We start from the raw sequence: 14,215 nt of genomic DNA, 5'->3' as shown, positions 1-14,215 counted from the left end.
ATGGAAGCAGAAGTCATTACGTTAGCGCGTCAGTTGATTCAAAAGCCATCGTTCACACCGGATGATGCCGGTTGTATACCTTTGATCATGAACCGCATGGAAGGCCAGGGATTTCAAGGTGCGCACCATCAATTGGGGCCAGTTGATAACGTCTTGATTTGGCATGGTGAAAGCGAAGGGCCATCTTTGTTGTTTCTGGGTCATACTGATGTGGTGCCAACAGGCGATGTGGCTGATTGGACGCATGATCCATTAAGTGGTCATGTTGAAAACGGCATCATGCACGGTCGTGGTGTGGCTGACATGAAGGGTTCGGTGGCAGCCATGATTCTGGCGATGGAAAAATTTGTTGGTGAAAATCCGAATCACAAAGGCAAGATTGGTTTGATGTTAACTTCAGATGAAGAAGGCGAGGCCAAAGACGGTGTCAAAAGGTTCATGCCGATGATGGTAAAAGACCATCATTTTGATTGTTGTTTGGTTGGTGAGCCGAGTTCTTCAGAAAAATTAGGGGACACAGTGCGTGTGGGTCGTCGAGGTTCTTTGCATGTGTTCATCAAGATTTTAGGTAAACAAGGTCATGTGGCTTATCCACAAAACGCTGAAAACCCAGTGTTCAAGGCGGCCAAAGCGATTGATGCTTTGAATCATGTGGTTTGGGATGAAGGTAATGATGACTTTCCACCCACATCATTTCAGATTTCAAATGTTTCAGCAGGTACAGGCGCTGCGAATGTGATTCCCGGTTCGATGTTATTGCAGGCCAATTTTCGCTACAGCCCAGAGTCAACCCAAGCATCACTGTCAGAGCAGTTGGAGCAAGTGCTGTTGCAGTTTGGTCTTGAGTATGAGCTGACATGGCAGTTATCAGGTGAGCCTTTTCACTGTAAGGACGAACACTTTAAAACACAATTGCGTGAGTCGATTGAACAGATTGCTGGCGTCAAGCCCGAATTCAATACCGGTGGTGGTACCTCTGATGGCCGTTTTGTCGCGCCACATGGCATCGCGACCATGGAGTTGGGGCCGATTAATAAAACCATACACCGAGTGAATGAAAGTCAGCCGGTGCGTAATTTGTTGTTGTTAGAGTGTATTTACCTCGATTTAATCAAGCGCATGTTGAAATGAACAAAAAGCTAAACACAATCGATTCGCACAAACTTTGTGTTGCGCCGATGCTCGATTGGACAGACCGACATTGTCGGTATTTTCATCGACTGATTTCCAGTCAAGTGATGTTGTACACCGAAATGGTGACGGCGCCGGCCATCTTGCGCGGAGACAGGGATAAATACATTGGATTTTCGCCTGAAGAAAATCCAGTGGCCATACAGTTAGGCGGCTCGGATGCCAAGGATTTAGCCACTTGTGCGCGCATTGCAGAGGATTATGGCTACAGTGAAGTGAACTTGAATGTAGGTTGCCCAAGTGATCGGGTACAAAAAGGCCGTTTTGGTGCTTGTTTGATGAAAGAGCCTGAATTGGTGGCTGAATGTTATGAAGCCATGGCATCAGCCGTGGATATTCCCATCACCATCAAGTCGCGTATTGGTGTGGATGAGCAGGACAGCTTTGAAGCATTTAATCATTTTATACAGGTGGTCAAACAATCGGGCTGCGAAACGTTTATTGTCCATGCCCGCAATGCTTTATTGAAAGGTTTGAGCCCCAAGCAAAATCGCCATGTACCACCCTTGAAATATGATTATGCTTACCGACTCAAGGCAGAAAACCCTGAGTTGAATGTGGTGCTCAATGGCGGCATCAATACCGTTGCAGATGCCGAAACACATTGGCAAAAAAATGACGGTATCATGGTAGGTCGTGCTTTTTGGAACGCGCCATGGTTGATTCGTGACATGCACGATGCAGCCGGCATGAAGGCCATGAGCAGTGACAAAGACGATGTGTTGCAAGCTTATAAACACTATTGCACCGAACAAATTGCACAAGGTTCGAGTCTGCATTGGTTGATTCGACCCATATTGGGTCTGTTCCATGGCGAGATGGGCAACAAAAAATACAAATCTTACTTGGTAACAGAAGCGCCAAGAAGGAAAGATGATGTGGCGGTGCTGGATGAAGCACGCGCTTTTGTAACTGAAAAACAAACGACTGAGGAAATGACATGTTAGTTAAAAACATTGCTGACTTTAAAAAGGTGCAAGAGTTGAAGCAATTCAACATCAAGCAAGAAGTGGCCATGAAGGCCGCGTTTATGGTGAGTCCGGTGGGTTTCTCATTGAATGAGCAAACGGCTCAAGATAATGAGTACATGCAAATGGACAAGAATGTAGATGAAAAACTGGCCATTTACCAGCAGATGCATTTGGCCAGAACGTTGACTGATTTTGGTATCCCAGTGTTGACCTTTCCAGGTTCAGAGGACACGCCTGATGCTGTATTTCCCAACAATGCTTTTGCCACCAACCACAACCGCAGGTACATCGTCGGTTCAATGAAATACCCAAACAGGCAGTTAGAAACCGAACGCAGAGACATTCGCAAGTTTTTCAATGGTGTTTTGGGCTATGAAGAATATGTGATTGAGCACCACAGGGCGATTGCTGAATTGACCGGTGTGTTGGTGCCAGACCGTGGTCGCAATGTTGGCTTTGTGGGTATGACTGAGCGTGTAGATGATGCAGGTGCGGTAGAATTAGATGAAGGTTTTCAATTGGATTTGACTTTTCAATTTGACTTGGCCGAAGGTGAATACCATACCAATGTGGTGATGGCTTCTTTGGCGAGTGTGGGCTGCGTTTTACACAAAGCGTCTTTTGCAGATCCGGATGTGGTACAGGCGATTGATGATTTTTATGAGGGCCGTGTGTTGTATTTATCTGATGAAGAGAAATTGGCATTTTGTGGTAATTGTATTTCTATCACTGAAAGGGATGTGTTGTTCAGTCAAACGGCCTACGATACCCTTTCGGCGTCTTCGAAGAAGACTTTGACTAATTGGGGTTTGGACCTCCATGGTGTTGAGGTTTCTGAACTGGAAAAGGCTGGAGGCTCGTTACGCTGCATGATCGGCGAAATCTTTTGAGGAAAAATCTGAGTATGAATATCTGCGTTGTCGGCTTTTTTTGATACCATCACGTACTGTCGTACGCTCAGGAAGTCAAAATAAGTCTCAGCCTTGATCTTCTTGCTCAGATTTTCCCTCAACAAGCTGAGGAATTCCTGCGTTGGGCGAATTTTTTAAGACCACTCACGTACTAACGTACGCTCACGTCCATTAGAAAAATCGCCCGCCTTGACCTTCACACTCAGAATCCGTCTCAGCGAGCTGAGGGATCTTTGGGTTGGATTTGGTTTTTGAGTGGCTTACATACTGTCGTTTGCGCACAAATCAAAAATTAAATCCGCCTTGATCTTCCGCCTCAAAATGCCCCTCAGCGAGCTGAGTTAGAGTATTTCAAGTTTGGCTGATTTTATAAGACCACTCACTTACTAACGTACGCTCACGGCCATTAGAAAAATCGCCCGATTTGACCTTCACACTCAGAATCCGTCTCAGCGAGCTGAGTTAGGGTGTTTCTGTGTTGGGCGAATCGTGAAAGTCTTCATTAAATAATTTAATACCATGAAACAAACATTAACCTTGCACGGTAATCTTCAACAAATTCCATTACACGCCTAAGCTCAGCTTAAGTCTCGATTTCATCTTTCAAATACCTGTCACATAGGACTGGTATTGAGTACAAATTTTGCCATGCCATCAGAACTCGATTAGCAGGACAATCAATGGTGTCACCAACACGCAAAACTATATGTATATGGTTCGACATAATCGCTGCCCATATTCTGGACATGGTTTGTAGGGAGTTAATTACAAAGTGTTGAAAGAGATGTCTGTCCTGATTTGAACTGCGTGTATTGCATATTAATTAACTTCTGATGAATTCAGCTTTTTCTTGAGCAGGCTGACTTGTTCAGTCATTTTGCTGTTGTAATTCCATTCATTTTTATTGTTCAGTTGAATGGCTTTCTGGTAATAACTTAAAGCAATATCGAAATTACGTAAAGACTCTTGTATCTCAGCAAAAGAGGCCATGGAAACCCACCAGTCAGGATTGGCCTGAACATTGAATTGAAATGCTTTTACTGCTTCCTCTTTGTTATTTTCTATGTATTGTAAAACATTTCCCAGACTGTTGATGTTCCAATTCAAATTAGAGAAATCACTTTCTGGGTTTTGATCTTTTAAAAGTGAGTAAGCAGTTTGTGCTTTATCATAATCACGTTCAAGAATTAAAGTCATAACATCTGCTTCCAAGGCTAAATCTTGGTTTTTTAGTATTTTTACTGTCATTCTTAAGATGTCATTTATTATGGTGTCATAGACGGGGGTTTGGTAACCATTTGAAAGAAATATTACAGTCGTGTCATGATTGATAAACTTTCTAAACCCGGCTAAATTCCCACCTGAAAAGCCAACGGATTCGATGCCGTTAACCGGGTAGCTTTTCCATCCATACATGAACTTATCTTCTTTGTTAGTATATTCATAATGGGACCACATTTTCATTTTGCTTGAATCATTTATTAATAAGTTTTTATCTAGTTTGCGATTCCATTCAATAAATTGATTTAAAGTGATATTTAACCCATTGCCCGAATGTCCCCTTGCGCCACTGTTATTGGTGTCCTTGTCAAAAGCTTTATTCTTAGAGTTATAGTTATATCTGGTTGCCCTGTTAAGTATTAACTGGTTAGAATCCGATGAAAACATAACCTCTTGACTATTATTATCAAATTGATTTTCAAGCACAAACGAAGCAAAGCTTGAACCAGTAATTTTTTCAATAATCTCAGCCAATAACCAATAGTTAGTTTGGTTGTAGCTGAATTGTTTACCCAGCTCAAACTCGATGGGTGCATCATAAAGTTTTTTTAATAGATCTGAATCATTCAACTCACTTTTAAAAGCAACCAGGTCTGGTAACCCTGATGAGTGGGTTAGTAGGTTTTCAATTTTAATGTGACGCCATTTGGTTGGTATATCTGGTAAATATGTTTCAATAGAATCACTTAATTTTAGCTGTCTTCGCTCTATCAACTGAAATACAGCAACAGAAGTAATCAGTTTTGTTGCAGAAAAAATTCGGAACAACGTGTTTTTATTTACCTTGGTGTTTTTTTCTAGCGATGCTTTGCCCATGTAACTTTGATATATCAACTTTTCGTTTTGAATAACTGCCAAAGCCATTCCGGGAATGTTATGCGTTTTTTTTACTTCACTTAAGTAATTATCAACTTGAGTTTTTACATCTAAGATGCCAGTCTGAAATGTTTGATACCCCGCCATTTTTCCATTACCGTTGCAAGCAGAGATGAAAAGAGCCGCTGAAATAAAAGTGAATATCCTCATTTTGGTATTACTCCTAAAATTTTTATTAATTACATACAGCTAATAACGTGATTAGATTTTAAAAGTAACAGGTTTATTGAAATAAATTAAGCGAAGATGTTATTGAGTATTTTAAAGAGGTGGCAGAAGAAAAAAGGGCTGACCTACCAAAGCTTAATTAATTTATATTTACATGATTATGCTTAGAAACACAGAAAAATTGATATTACTTGGTGATAGAAAATAAATCCTTTTACGCTCCTGCGACGAAAAGTGGGGTTTGGGGCAAATCCTCATTTAACTGTGTCAAATTTCTATAATAAACTTTGTGGTTTCTGACATTTTTTGTAAGATTGGCTTCGCATCATATGCGGCCTATTTTTGAGCACTTTGTTACTTCTGGCCTTGATGGCCTCTTTTGTATGGAGGTTTAGGGTGTTCCTTGGTTTTTCAATCTGATCGGTACTTGTATGGCACAAACATCAATGTGGTTTTTGCTGTCGATAAACCAGGGTTCTTGGCGGTTTTTTCGGGCTTGGATGTAGTCTTTGAACGATTGGGAGTCGGTTTTGAGGATTTCCAACGGGATCAGGTCGTTTGGATTCATGTCGCTGGCGACTTGTATTTTTATGATTGGGTTGTGGTCTTCGACATCAACTGGGCCATTTAAGCTGGTGCTTCTTTTCAAGGCTTGTAAATGTTCCATGCCATAAATGACACGTCCAAATACGGTGACGTTTTTATCTAAATAACGCTGTGCATGGCCAATAACTACATACAATTCGGTGCCGCCTGAGTCGATTTCATTGGCGCGCCCCATGCCGAGTGCGCCATAACAATGAAGCAGCCAGTTTTCCTTTTGGTCTTTGGATTGACCAACGGCAAATCCCTTGTAAAATCCCACCTTTGGTGCGTAACCGTCATTGTCTTTTACTTGTGTGATTGGCAGTGGTTCATCGAATGTGATGCTGAATTCTGGGTCAATACTCAGGTTGCCGTTTTCAGATTGAAAACGTTCAGATTGAAAACGTTCAGATTGAAAGCGTTCAGATTGAAAAGATGTGGGTACGGTTTCTGGGCCGCCTTGGGCAACGAAGCCGTCGATGACGCGGTAAAAGCGGGTGTTGTCGAACAAGCCTGACCTCACCAATGCTTTGGTGTTCTTGGTGTGATTGGGTGCGTGGTTTGTGGCCAGTTCTAAAACCACAATACCAGACTTCAGTGTGATGTATAAGGTATTTTCTGGGTCGGGTTGTCGCCAATCCGAGGACAGTGATTGGTCAAGGATTTCTGAGCTGTTAAGTGTGGGCCTGCCTTTCTTGTTTAGGCTCGTTGTGTGTTGGCATGCGCTGACTGTCAGTAGGATCAATAGAAGTAGGCACTGTTTCATTTTGGGGCTCATTTAAGGTGTGTGGGTTATTGTATCAGCTGGCTTGTGTGCAATTTACCTGTATTTAAGGGTTTTCACTTTTTAAATCAATATCTTAGAAGTGTTTGTTAAAGTAAAATATTCGTTAAGTTGTTGATATTACACGTTTTTTTAAATTTGCTTCTTGACTTAGGGTGGTTTTGGTCATAAAGTGCAATAATGTGGGAAATTGTGTGTAATTAGTGGAGTAAAGTAGTGTTTTACGGGGAGGTAGCCCTTAATTTGGATGTCAAAGGCCGGTTGGCGATACCATCGATGTATCGCGAGCCAATAGCTGAGGCTTGCCAAAATAAACTGGTGCTGACCTATAACGCCTATGAAAATGATTCACTTTGGCTTTATCCCGAAGCGGAATGGGAGCAGGTGCGAAATGCTGTGATGGCTTTAAGTACATTTGACCCCATGCACCGCAATTTACAGCGTCGATTGGTGGGTTCGGCTTACCATTTGTCTCCTGATAAAGGCTCTCGGGTTTTGTTACCCATCACATTGCGTCAAGTGGCTTCAATGGAGAAGCGTGTAGTGATGTTGGGCTTGGGCAGTAAATTTGAGATTTGGAACGAAGACGCTTTGATGAAACAGCGTCATCAGGTACCGGCCATGAATGGTGAGGTGTCTGATGCGATGAAACAGTTGGTGTTGTGATGTTTCAAGACTTGCATCAATCGGTTTTGCTTGAACAGGCGGTGACTGCGTTGGCAATCAATCCATCGGGTTTGTATTTGGATGGTACATTTGGACGGGGTGGACACAGTCGTTTTATACTCGATGCGCTGTCCGAAGATGGCAAGCTATACGTGGTTGATTGTGACCCGGAGGCTTTGGCCTTTGCTCATGCGTTGGCAGAGGAAGATTCAAGGGTTTATGTTTTGGCCGGTGATTTTGAGTCGGTAGTCAAAGATTTGTTAGACCAAGGCGAACAGTTTGATGGCGTGTTGTTTGATTTTGGTGTGTCATCACCTCAAATTGATGATGCCAGTCGAGGGTTTAGCTTCCAAAAAGACGGTCCTTTGGATATGCGCATGAACAACCAAGCAGGAGATTCTGCAGCTGAATGGTTAAACCGCGCTGATGCCGATGAAATGAAGCGTGTCTTTTGGCGTTATGGGGAAGAAAAAAATGCCGGTCGTATCGCAAGGGCCATTGTTGAACACAGAGAAGAAAGTCCATTGGTTCACACTGCGGATTTAGTGGAGGTGGTCAAAACAGTCAATAAGCCACACCCGAAAGAAAAAAAGCACCCTGCCACACGCGTTTTTCAAGCGGTAAGGATTCATATCAATGATGAGTTAGGTCAAATCGAAAGGGTGTTGCCCAATGCCTTGTCTATTTTAAAGCAAGGCGGTCGCTTTGTTGTGATCAGTTTTCATTCATTAGAAGACCGCATTGTGAAGCGTTATTTTAGAGACATGGCAAAAGCTGAATCTATGGACCGCCGCATGCCTGTGCTACCGGACAACCTGCGACCTGCTTTGTTGAAGATTGTGCACAAGCCAGTAAAAGCTCAGGATGTAGATGAAAACATCAGGGCTCGCAGTGCCATCATGCGTGTGGCGGAGAAGTTGTGATGTTTAAATTGCTGCTGCCTTTGGGTTTGTTGGTTACGTTAATAGCGGTCATGGTGTCTTATGTATACACCCAAAATGAAACAAGGAAAGTGTTTGCAGCTTTGCAGCAGTTAGAAGATGAGAAGTTGCAATTGAAAACAGAGTGGGGCCGATTGCAAATTGAAAAAGCATCCAAGTCAGCCAGTTTTAGGGTGGCGGCGGTTGCAAAAAAGGAACTGGCCATGAAATTGCCAGAAAATGAACAGGTTATGGTTATTAAGCGATGAGAAAATCACAAAAGCCACAAGTAAATGTCAGTTTAAGAATAGCCATAGTGATGGCTTTTTTGCTGTGTTTCTTTTTTGTGGTGGTGGTTCGCGCTTTTTCTATGCAAGTTCAAAGCAGCGATTTTTATCAAAACCAAGCCGATAAAAGGCATGTCAGAGAAGTAGAAATTCCTGTGTCACGTGGTGCCATTTACGATAGAAATGAAGAGCCTTTGGCTTTGAGTTCGCCCATGGAATCTGTGGGTATAAATCCAGCAAAACTGTTGAACCAGTTCAGTAAGGTAGATCAGCTGGCAGAAGTTTTAGATTTGAATGCTGATAAATTAAAACAAATCATCACATCTCATAAAGACAAGTATTTTTTGTATGTGAAGCGCAGAATCACACCAGCGGTGGCCGATTCAGTACGCGCTTTGGATGTGGATGGAGTTTCATTCAGAACAGAGTTTAAACGATTTTACCCGACTGGAGAGGTGTTTGGTAATGTGGTGGGTTTTACCAATATAGATGACCAGGGTCAGGAGGGTTTGGAGCAAACCTATGACCAATGGTTAACGGGTATTTCTGGAAAAAAAACGGTGGTTAAGGATTTGTTGGGACAGGTGGTTTCAGACATAGATGTGGATGAAATTCAGGCTGCTATTCCTGGTAAAGACTTGCATTTAAGTATCGATAAGCGGCTACAAAACGCAGCCTATTACGAACTCAAAAAAGCAGTTGCTATACATCAGGCGGATTCAGGATCGGCAGTCGCCATGAACGTAAAAACAGGTGAAGTGCTGGCTATGGTAAATAGACCTTCATTGAACCCCAATGGCGACAAATCAAATACAGAAGGATTGAGGAATCGTGCAGTCACAGACATTTATGAACCAGGTTCTGTGATTAAGCCTTTTGCTGTTGTGGCGGCACTTGAAAGTGGACAATACACAGCAGATTCCATTATTGACACTGCCCCAGGCGTGTTCGAGTTAGATGGTTATACGATTCATGATTTTCGTGACTATGGTGAACTAAATTTGGTCGATATGTTGGTCAAGTCAAGTAATGTTGGCATGGCCAAATTGGTTCTTGGCCTAGGAAAAGAGCATTTATGGGATGTTTATCAGCGGTTTGGTTTTGGCCAAAAAACAGGAGTGGGATTTGTTGGTGAGTCAGCAGGTTATTTGCCACACCATGAGCGCTGGAGAACTTCTGATCATGCTGCAATTTCACGAGGTTATAACTTGTCAGTGACAACCTTGCAATTGGCAAGCGCTTATGCGGTATTTGCAAACCAAGGTCGGTACAGAGCACCCAGCTTAATCAAAGGCAGTGTTAATGAAGATAAAGCTGTGATGGACCCGAAAGTGGCTTCGCAAATGGTAGATATGTTACGTCATGTGGTGGCCGACAATTCAAACCACAGGGCAAGTATCCCAAATTATTCTGTGGCAGGTAAAACAGGCACAGCAAAAATTGCTGAAAAAGGGGGTTACTCAGATAATTATATAGCGTCATTTGTTGGTTTTGCGCCGGCATCTAATCCTGAGCTTGTGGTGGCTGTCAGTGTGACTAATCCCAAGGGTGAAGAATATTATGGCGGCCAAGTGGCAGCACCTGTGTTTGCTGAAATCATGAAAGCCGGCTTGCGATTTTTGAATGTTCCAGGTGACAAGGTAGAGCTTGCAATGGAAGATGGCGTGGAGGCAGATAATGAGTAAGTTGTTGTCAGATGTCATCTCGGCCTGTGGAGCGCAAATTGAAGTGGCTGATATTCCAGTAAAGGATTTACGGATTGACAGCAGGGCCGTTAATAAGGGTGATGTGTTCCTGGCTGTTAAGGGCCAGTTAGGTCATGGGTCTACATATATTTCTGCAGCCATTGAACAAGGTGCAGCAGCAGTGTTGACAGATAAAAAAGTGGATGTCGATGCGGATGTGCCAATCATATTTATTGAGCGATTGGGTGAGTTGCTTGGCGATTTGTCTCATTACTTTTATAACCAACCAAGTGAAAAGTTGAAAGTGTTGGCGGTTACTGGGACCAATGGAAAGACTTCGGTTGCATGGTTTTTAATGCATGCATTGAACCACCTGGGTGAAAGTCACGGTCAGAAAGCGGGCTATATTGGTACCTTAGGTGTAGGCACCAAAGGTGAATTGGACACATTGAAGAACACAACCCCTTCAGTTGTAGATGTTCATAGGTTGCTGGCAGGTTTCTTATTACAAGGGATGACACATGTTTGTATTGAAGTGTCTTCTCATGCTTTGGATCAAGGGCGAATAGAAGGTGTATATGTTGAACAGGCATTGTTCACAAATTTAAGTCGTGACCATTTAGATTACCATGAAACCATGGTCAATTATGCAAAAGCAAAATACCAGTTATTTGACCATTTTTGCAGTGAGCAGGCGATTATTAATAAGGACGATTCATGTGGACAGGAGTGGCTGAGTCAGGGTGTCAATAGCAGCGAAATCATCACCTATGGTATCAGTGCAGATGCTGACTGGAAGGCGGGAAATATCATATCAAATGAGTGTGGTTTGAGATTTGATATGTCTTTTGGTGAAGGAACAATTCATGTTGATTCTAGATTGATGGGGCGTTTTAACGTTGAAAACCTGTTATTGGTTGCGGCAAGTTTACATGCAATGACTGTTTCTATGAATGATATAGCGACTGTATTGAATCAGTTGGAAGCAGTACCTGGACGAATGGATGTTGTTGATTTAAACGTTGGTGATCAGGCCACTTGGGTTGTGGATTATGCACACACACCTGATGCTTTGTCTTCGGTACTTAGCTCGTTAAGGAGTCATGTTTCAGGGCGTTTATTTTGTGTGTTTGGCTGTGGTGGAGATAGGGACAAAGGAAAGCGTGCCTTGATGGGCCAAGCAGCTGAGCAAGCGTCAGATGTGGTCATCATCACAGATGACAACCCGAGGTATGAGTCGCCAAAAGCAATAGTTGAAGGTGTGTTGGCAGGAATGAAGGAGCAGCATGAAGTCGTTCACCTCAGAAGTCAGGCGCTTAAACATGCCAAGCACTTGAGTCAAACTGGAGATGTGATTTTGGTGGCTGGAAAAGGACATGAAGATTACCAAGAAATTGAAGGCGTCAGGAGTCCGTACAACGACATTGAAACCATCAAAGCAATGTATGAGGTGGCCGCATGATTAAGATGAATTTACATCAAATTTGTGCTGTTGTTGGTGGCAGCATGGTGGGTAAAGAAGTGCGTATCCATGGTGTCAGTACTGATTCAAGAACTGTAGAAAAAGGCCAGTTATTTGTTGCTTTAAAAGGTGAACATTTTAATGGTGAAAGTTTTTGTCAACAAGCAGTGGCTCGAGGTGCCGCGGCTGTGATGGTATCAGACGCGGTAGAAGTGGATGTGCCACAGTTGATTTGTGAAAACACTTTAGAAGCATTGGAAGCATTGGCAAAAGCATGGTTGCGTCAATGTGATGTGAGGGTGGTGGCTGTCACAGGTTCTAATGGTAAAACCACGGTCAAAAATATGCTGCATGCCATATTGTCTCAAAGTCACAGGTGTTTTGCTACGCCCGGTAATTGGAACAATGAAATAGGTGTGCCGTTGAGTTTGCTGCAACTGAGCCCCGAAGACGATTTTGCTGTGATTGAAATGGGCGCTGCACAGATTGGTGACATTGCTCATTTAACGGAACTGGTTAAGCCTGATGTGGCGCTGGTTAATAACGTGTCAAATGCCCATGTGGGACGTTTTGGTTCCATAGAAAATATTGCCATTGGTAAAGGTGAGATATATGAAGCGTTGGCTGATAATGGTGTGGCCATTATCAATGGAGATGATGTTTTCAAGAAAATGTGGCAAATGTCTGTATCTTCACAACAATTGACTTTTGGTGGCAGCGAATCATCGGATGTGCGGTTATTGGAAGCCACAGGGACAACACAAATCATGTTACCGGGTGAGCACGTCATAACAATTGACTTGCCTGTATTAGGGCGACACAACCAAATGAATGCAGCAGCGGCTGTAGCTGTTGCTGTGAGTTTGGCGATTGAAGAGCATGACATGGTGGCGGGGTTAGCATCATTTATACCTGAAAAAGGCCGAATGGAATGTGCAGGCAGCATCAATAACACCCTGATTATTGATGACAGTTACAATGCAAATTTAGCATCTGCCAAGGCAGCTATTGACGTCTTACAAGTGATGAAGTCACCATCAGTTTTGGTTATGGGCGACATGGCAGAATTAGGTGAGTTCGCAGTTCAAATGCACGAAGAAATTGGATTGTATGCTGACACAAAAGGTATCGATACAGTGCTTGCTGTAGGTAAGTATGCTGGTGCAGTCTGTAGTCAGAGAAAAACAAAATGCGAAGCATTCAATGATGTTGATGCAGTTATTGAAGCATTGAAATCAGAGTATCTGGTGGGTGGTACTGTTTTAGTAAAAGGGTCGCGCAGCATGCAATTAGAGCGTGTGGTTGATGCATTGGTTCAACAAGAGGTAAGGTTATGATTTTATGGTTGGCTGAATTATTAGAGGGTCAGTTTTCTTGGTTGAACTTGTTTGGCTATCAGACATTTAGGGCCATTATGGCTGCGCTGACCGCGTTGTTTTTGTCATTGGTTTTAGGGCCGTGGTTCATCAGAAAATTACAAATAAAACAAATTGGTCAACAGGTTCGTAGCTTCGGTCCTGAATCTCATTTGAGTAAGCAAGGCACGCCTACCATGGGCGGGGCGATGATTTTAGCGGTCATCATCATGGCTACTTTGTTATGGAGTGATTTAGATAACCATTATGTGTGGTTATGCCTTTATGTGTTGTTTGGCTTTGGCTTGGTTGGCTGGATCGATGATTACAGGAAATTAATACTTAAAGATTCAGCTGGATTGGCAGGACGCTGGAAGTATTTGCTGCAATCTGTTTTCGGTTTAACAGCTGTGTTGTATTTATATTATTACGGTCATGACAGCATCACGACTCAATTGGTGCTTCCTGTATTCAGTGATTTCAACTGGAATTTGGGTTGGTTGGCTATTCCTTTGGGCTATTTTGTCATAGTCGGTTCAAGTAATGCAGTGAACCTTACGGACGGATTGGATGGTTTGGCCATCATGCCAACCGTGTTAGTGGGGTCAGCTTTGGGTATATTTGCTTATGTGGCAGGACATGCCGGCTTTTCTGACTATTTGTTGATCCCTTTTATTCCGGGTGCAGGAGAAATGGCGGTTTTCTGTGCAGCCATGGCGGGTGCCGGATTGGGCTTTTTGTGGTTCAACACATATCCAGCACAAGTGTTTATGGGTGATGTAGGTGCTTTGGCTTTAGGGGCGGCTTTGGGGTTGGTGGCATTTATAACCAGACAAGAATTTATATTTTTTATCATGGGTGGTGTGTTTGTAATGGAAACTGTTTCGGTGATTTTGCAGGTGGCATCCTTCAAATTGACAGGCAAACGGATCTTTAGAATGGCGCCCATTCACCACCATTTTGAATTAAAAGGTTGGGCTGAGCCGAAAGTGATAGTGAGGTTTTGGATCATTTCGATTATTTTGGTTTTGATTGGTTTGGCCAGTCTGAAGATCAGGTAAATAAAAATAAAT

Annotated in this window: 12 protein-coding genes; 10 read left to right on the top strand and 2 right to left on the bottom strand. The window is 42.9% G+C overall.

The features are described 5' to 3' along the window. From dapE to FET73_RS10310, 3 genes are read left to right on the top strand one after another with little or no spacing between them, the layout of a single operon-like run. Entirely contained in the window at positions 1-1,131 is a 1,131-nt protein-coding gene (gene dapE / locus FET73_RS10320) for a succinyl-diaminopimelate desuccinylase (RefSeq protein WP_154223854.1), read from the top strand. Continuing rightward, positions 1,128-2,138 (top strand): tRNA dihydrouridine(20/20a) synthase DusA, encoded by a 1,011-nt coding sequence (gene dusA / locus FET73_RS10315; protein WP_154223853.1) that lies wholly within the window; start codon positions 1,128-1,130, stop codon positions 2,136-2,138. Before dapE ends, dusA begins: the two co-directional genes overlap by 4 nt. Next, on the top strand, positions 2,132-3,052 hold the full coding sequence (locus FET73_RS10310; RefSeq protein ID WP_154223852.1) for an arginine deiminase-related protein: 921 nt from the start codon (positions 2,132-2,134) through the stop codon (positions 3,050-3,052). The genes dusA and FET73_RS10310 overlap by 7 nt, the downstream gene beginning before the upstream one ends. An 840-nt stretch (positions 3,053-3,892) precedes the next feature. Here FET73_RS10310 and FET73_RS10305 read toward each other — a convergent pair. Continuing rightward, the gene (locus FET73_RS10305; RefSeq protein WP_281347639.1) at positions 3,893-5,317 is read right to left on the bottom strand and encodes a serine hydrolase domain-containing protein; all 1,425 of its coding nucleotides are present in this window, start codon (positions 5,315-5,317) and stop codon (positions 3,893-3,895) included. A gap of 472 nt (positions 5,318-5,789) precedes the next feature. Further along, positions 5,790-6,749, bottom strand: a complete 960-nt coding sequence (locus FET73_RS10300) for a peptidylprolyl isomerase (protein WP_179952221.1) — start codon at positions 6,747-6,749, stop codon at positions 5,790-5,792. Positions 6,750-6,983: 234 nt separating this feature from the next. On the opposite strand from FET73_RS10300, the gene mraZ reads away from it, so the two are divergent. From mraZ to mraY, 7 genes are read left to right on the top strand one after another with little or no spacing between them, the layout of a single operon-like run. After that, complete coding sequence (gene mraZ, locus FET73_RS10295; RefSeq protein ID WP_179952220.1) at positions 6,984-7,433, top strand: division/cell wall cluster transcriptional repressor MraZ; 450 nt, start codon at positions 6,984-6,986, stop codon at positions 7,431-7,433. Continuing rightward, a complete protein-coding gene (rsmH, locus tag FET73_RS10290) occupies positions 7,433-8,356 on the top strand; it encodes a 16S rRNA (cytosine(1402)-N(4))-methyltransferase RsmH (RefSeq protein WP_154223849.1) in 924 nt (307 codons plus the stop codon). The genes mraZ and rsmH overlap by 1 nt, the downstream gene beginning before the upstream one ends. Continuing rightward, positions 8,356-8,622, top strand: a complete 267-nt coding sequence (gene ftsL, locus FET73_RS10285) for a cell division protein FtsL (RefSeq protein ID WP_154223848.1) — start codon at positions 8,356-8,358, stop codon at positions 8,620-8,622. Before rsmH ends, ftsL begins: the two co-directional genes overlap by 1 nt. Then, positions 8,619-10,325: a peptidoglycan D,D-transpeptidase FtsI family protein gene (locus tag FET73_RS10280; protein WP_154223847.1), complete on the top strand. Its 1,707-nt coding sequence runs from the start codon at positions 8,619-8,621 to the stop codon at positions 10,323-10,325. The genes ftsL and FET73_RS10280 overlap by 4 nt, the downstream gene beginning before the upstream one ends. Then, entirely contained in the window at positions 10,318-11,787 is a 1,470-nt protein-coding gene (locus FET73_RS10275) for a UDP-N-acetylmuramoyl-L-alanyl-D-glutamate--2,6-diaminopimelate ligase (RefSeq protein ID WP_179952219.1), read from the top strand. The genes FET73_RS10280 and FET73_RS10275 overlap by 8 nt, the downstream gene beginning before the upstream one ends. Then, positions 11,784-13,124, top strand: a complete 1,341-nt coding sequence (locus FET73_RS10270; RefSeq protein ID WP_154223845.1) for a UDP-N-acetylmuramoyl-tripeptide--D-alanyl-D-alanine ligase — start codon at positions 11,784-11,786, stop codon at positions 13,122-13,124. The genes FET73_RS10275 and FET73_RS10270 overlap by 4 nt, the downstream gene beginning before the upstream one ends. Then, positions 13,121-14,203: a phospho-N-acetylmuramoyl-pentapeptide-transferase gene (gene mraY, locus FET73_RS10265; protein WP_154223844.1), complete on the top strand. Its 1,083-nt coding sequence runs from the start codon at positions 13,121-13,123 to the stop codon at positions 14,201-14,203. The genes FET73_RS10270 and mraY overlap by 4 nt, the downstream gene beginning before the upstream one ends. Positions 14,204-14,215 lie beyond the last annotated feature (12 nt).

This window comes from Marinicella rhabdoformis (assembly GCF_009671245.1).
GTDB lineage: Bacteria > Pseudomonadota > Gammaproteobacteria > Xanthomonadales > Marinicellaceae > Marinicella > Marinicella rhabdoformis.
Note: the sequence above shows the minus strand (reverse complement) of the source record. Positions and strands in the feature narration are given on the sequence as shown.

What these genes read in the sequence shown, in the direction of transcription:
- dapE (WP_154223854.1), top strand. Translation starts at nt 1, where the DNA reads ATGGAAGCAGAAGTCATTACGTTAGCGCGTCAGTTGATTCAAAAGCCA.
- dusA (WP_154223853.1), top strand. Translation starts at nt 1,128, where the DNA reads ATGAACAAAAAGCTAAACACAATCGATTCGCACAAACTTTGTGTTGCG.
- FET73_RS10310 (WP_154223852.1), top strand. Translation starts at nt 2,132, where the DNA reads ATGTTAGTTAAAAACATTGCTGACTTTAAAAAGGTGCAAGAGTTGAAG.
- FET73_RS10305 (WP_281347639.1), bottom strand. Translation starts at nt 5,317, where the DNA reads ATGGCGGGGTATCAAACATTTCAGACTGGCATCTTAGATGTAAAAACT.
- FET73_RS10300 (WP_179952221.1), bottom strand. Translation starts at nt 6,749, where the DNA reads ATGAAACAGTGCCTACTTCTATTGATCCTACTGACAGTCAGCGCATGC.
- rsmH (WP_154223849.1), top strand. Translation starts at nt 7,433, where the DNA reads ATGTTTCAAGACTTGCATCAATCGGTTTTGCTTGAACAGGCGGTGACT.
- ftsL (WP_154223848.1), top strand. Translation starts at nt 8,356, where the DNA reads ATGTTTAAATTGCTGCTGCCTTTGGGTTTGTTGGTTACGTTAATAGCG.
- FET73_RS10280 (WP_154223847.1), top strand. Translation starts at nt 8,619, where the DNA reads ATGAGAAAATCACAAAAGCCACAAGTAAATGTCAGTTTAAGAATAGCC.
- FET73_RS10275 (WP_179952219.1), top strand. Translation starts at nt 10,318, where the DNA reads ATGAGTAAGTTGTTGTCAGATGTCATCTCGGCCTGTGGAGCGCAAATT.
- FET73_RS10270 (WP_154223845.1), top strand. Translation starts at nt 11,784, where the DNA reads ATGATTAAGATGAATTTACATCAAATTTGTGCTGTTGTTGGTGGCAGC.
- mraY (WP_154223844.1), top strand. Translation starts at nt 13,121, where the DNA reads ATGATTTTATGGTTGGCTGAATTATTAGAGGGTCAGTTTTCTTGGTTG.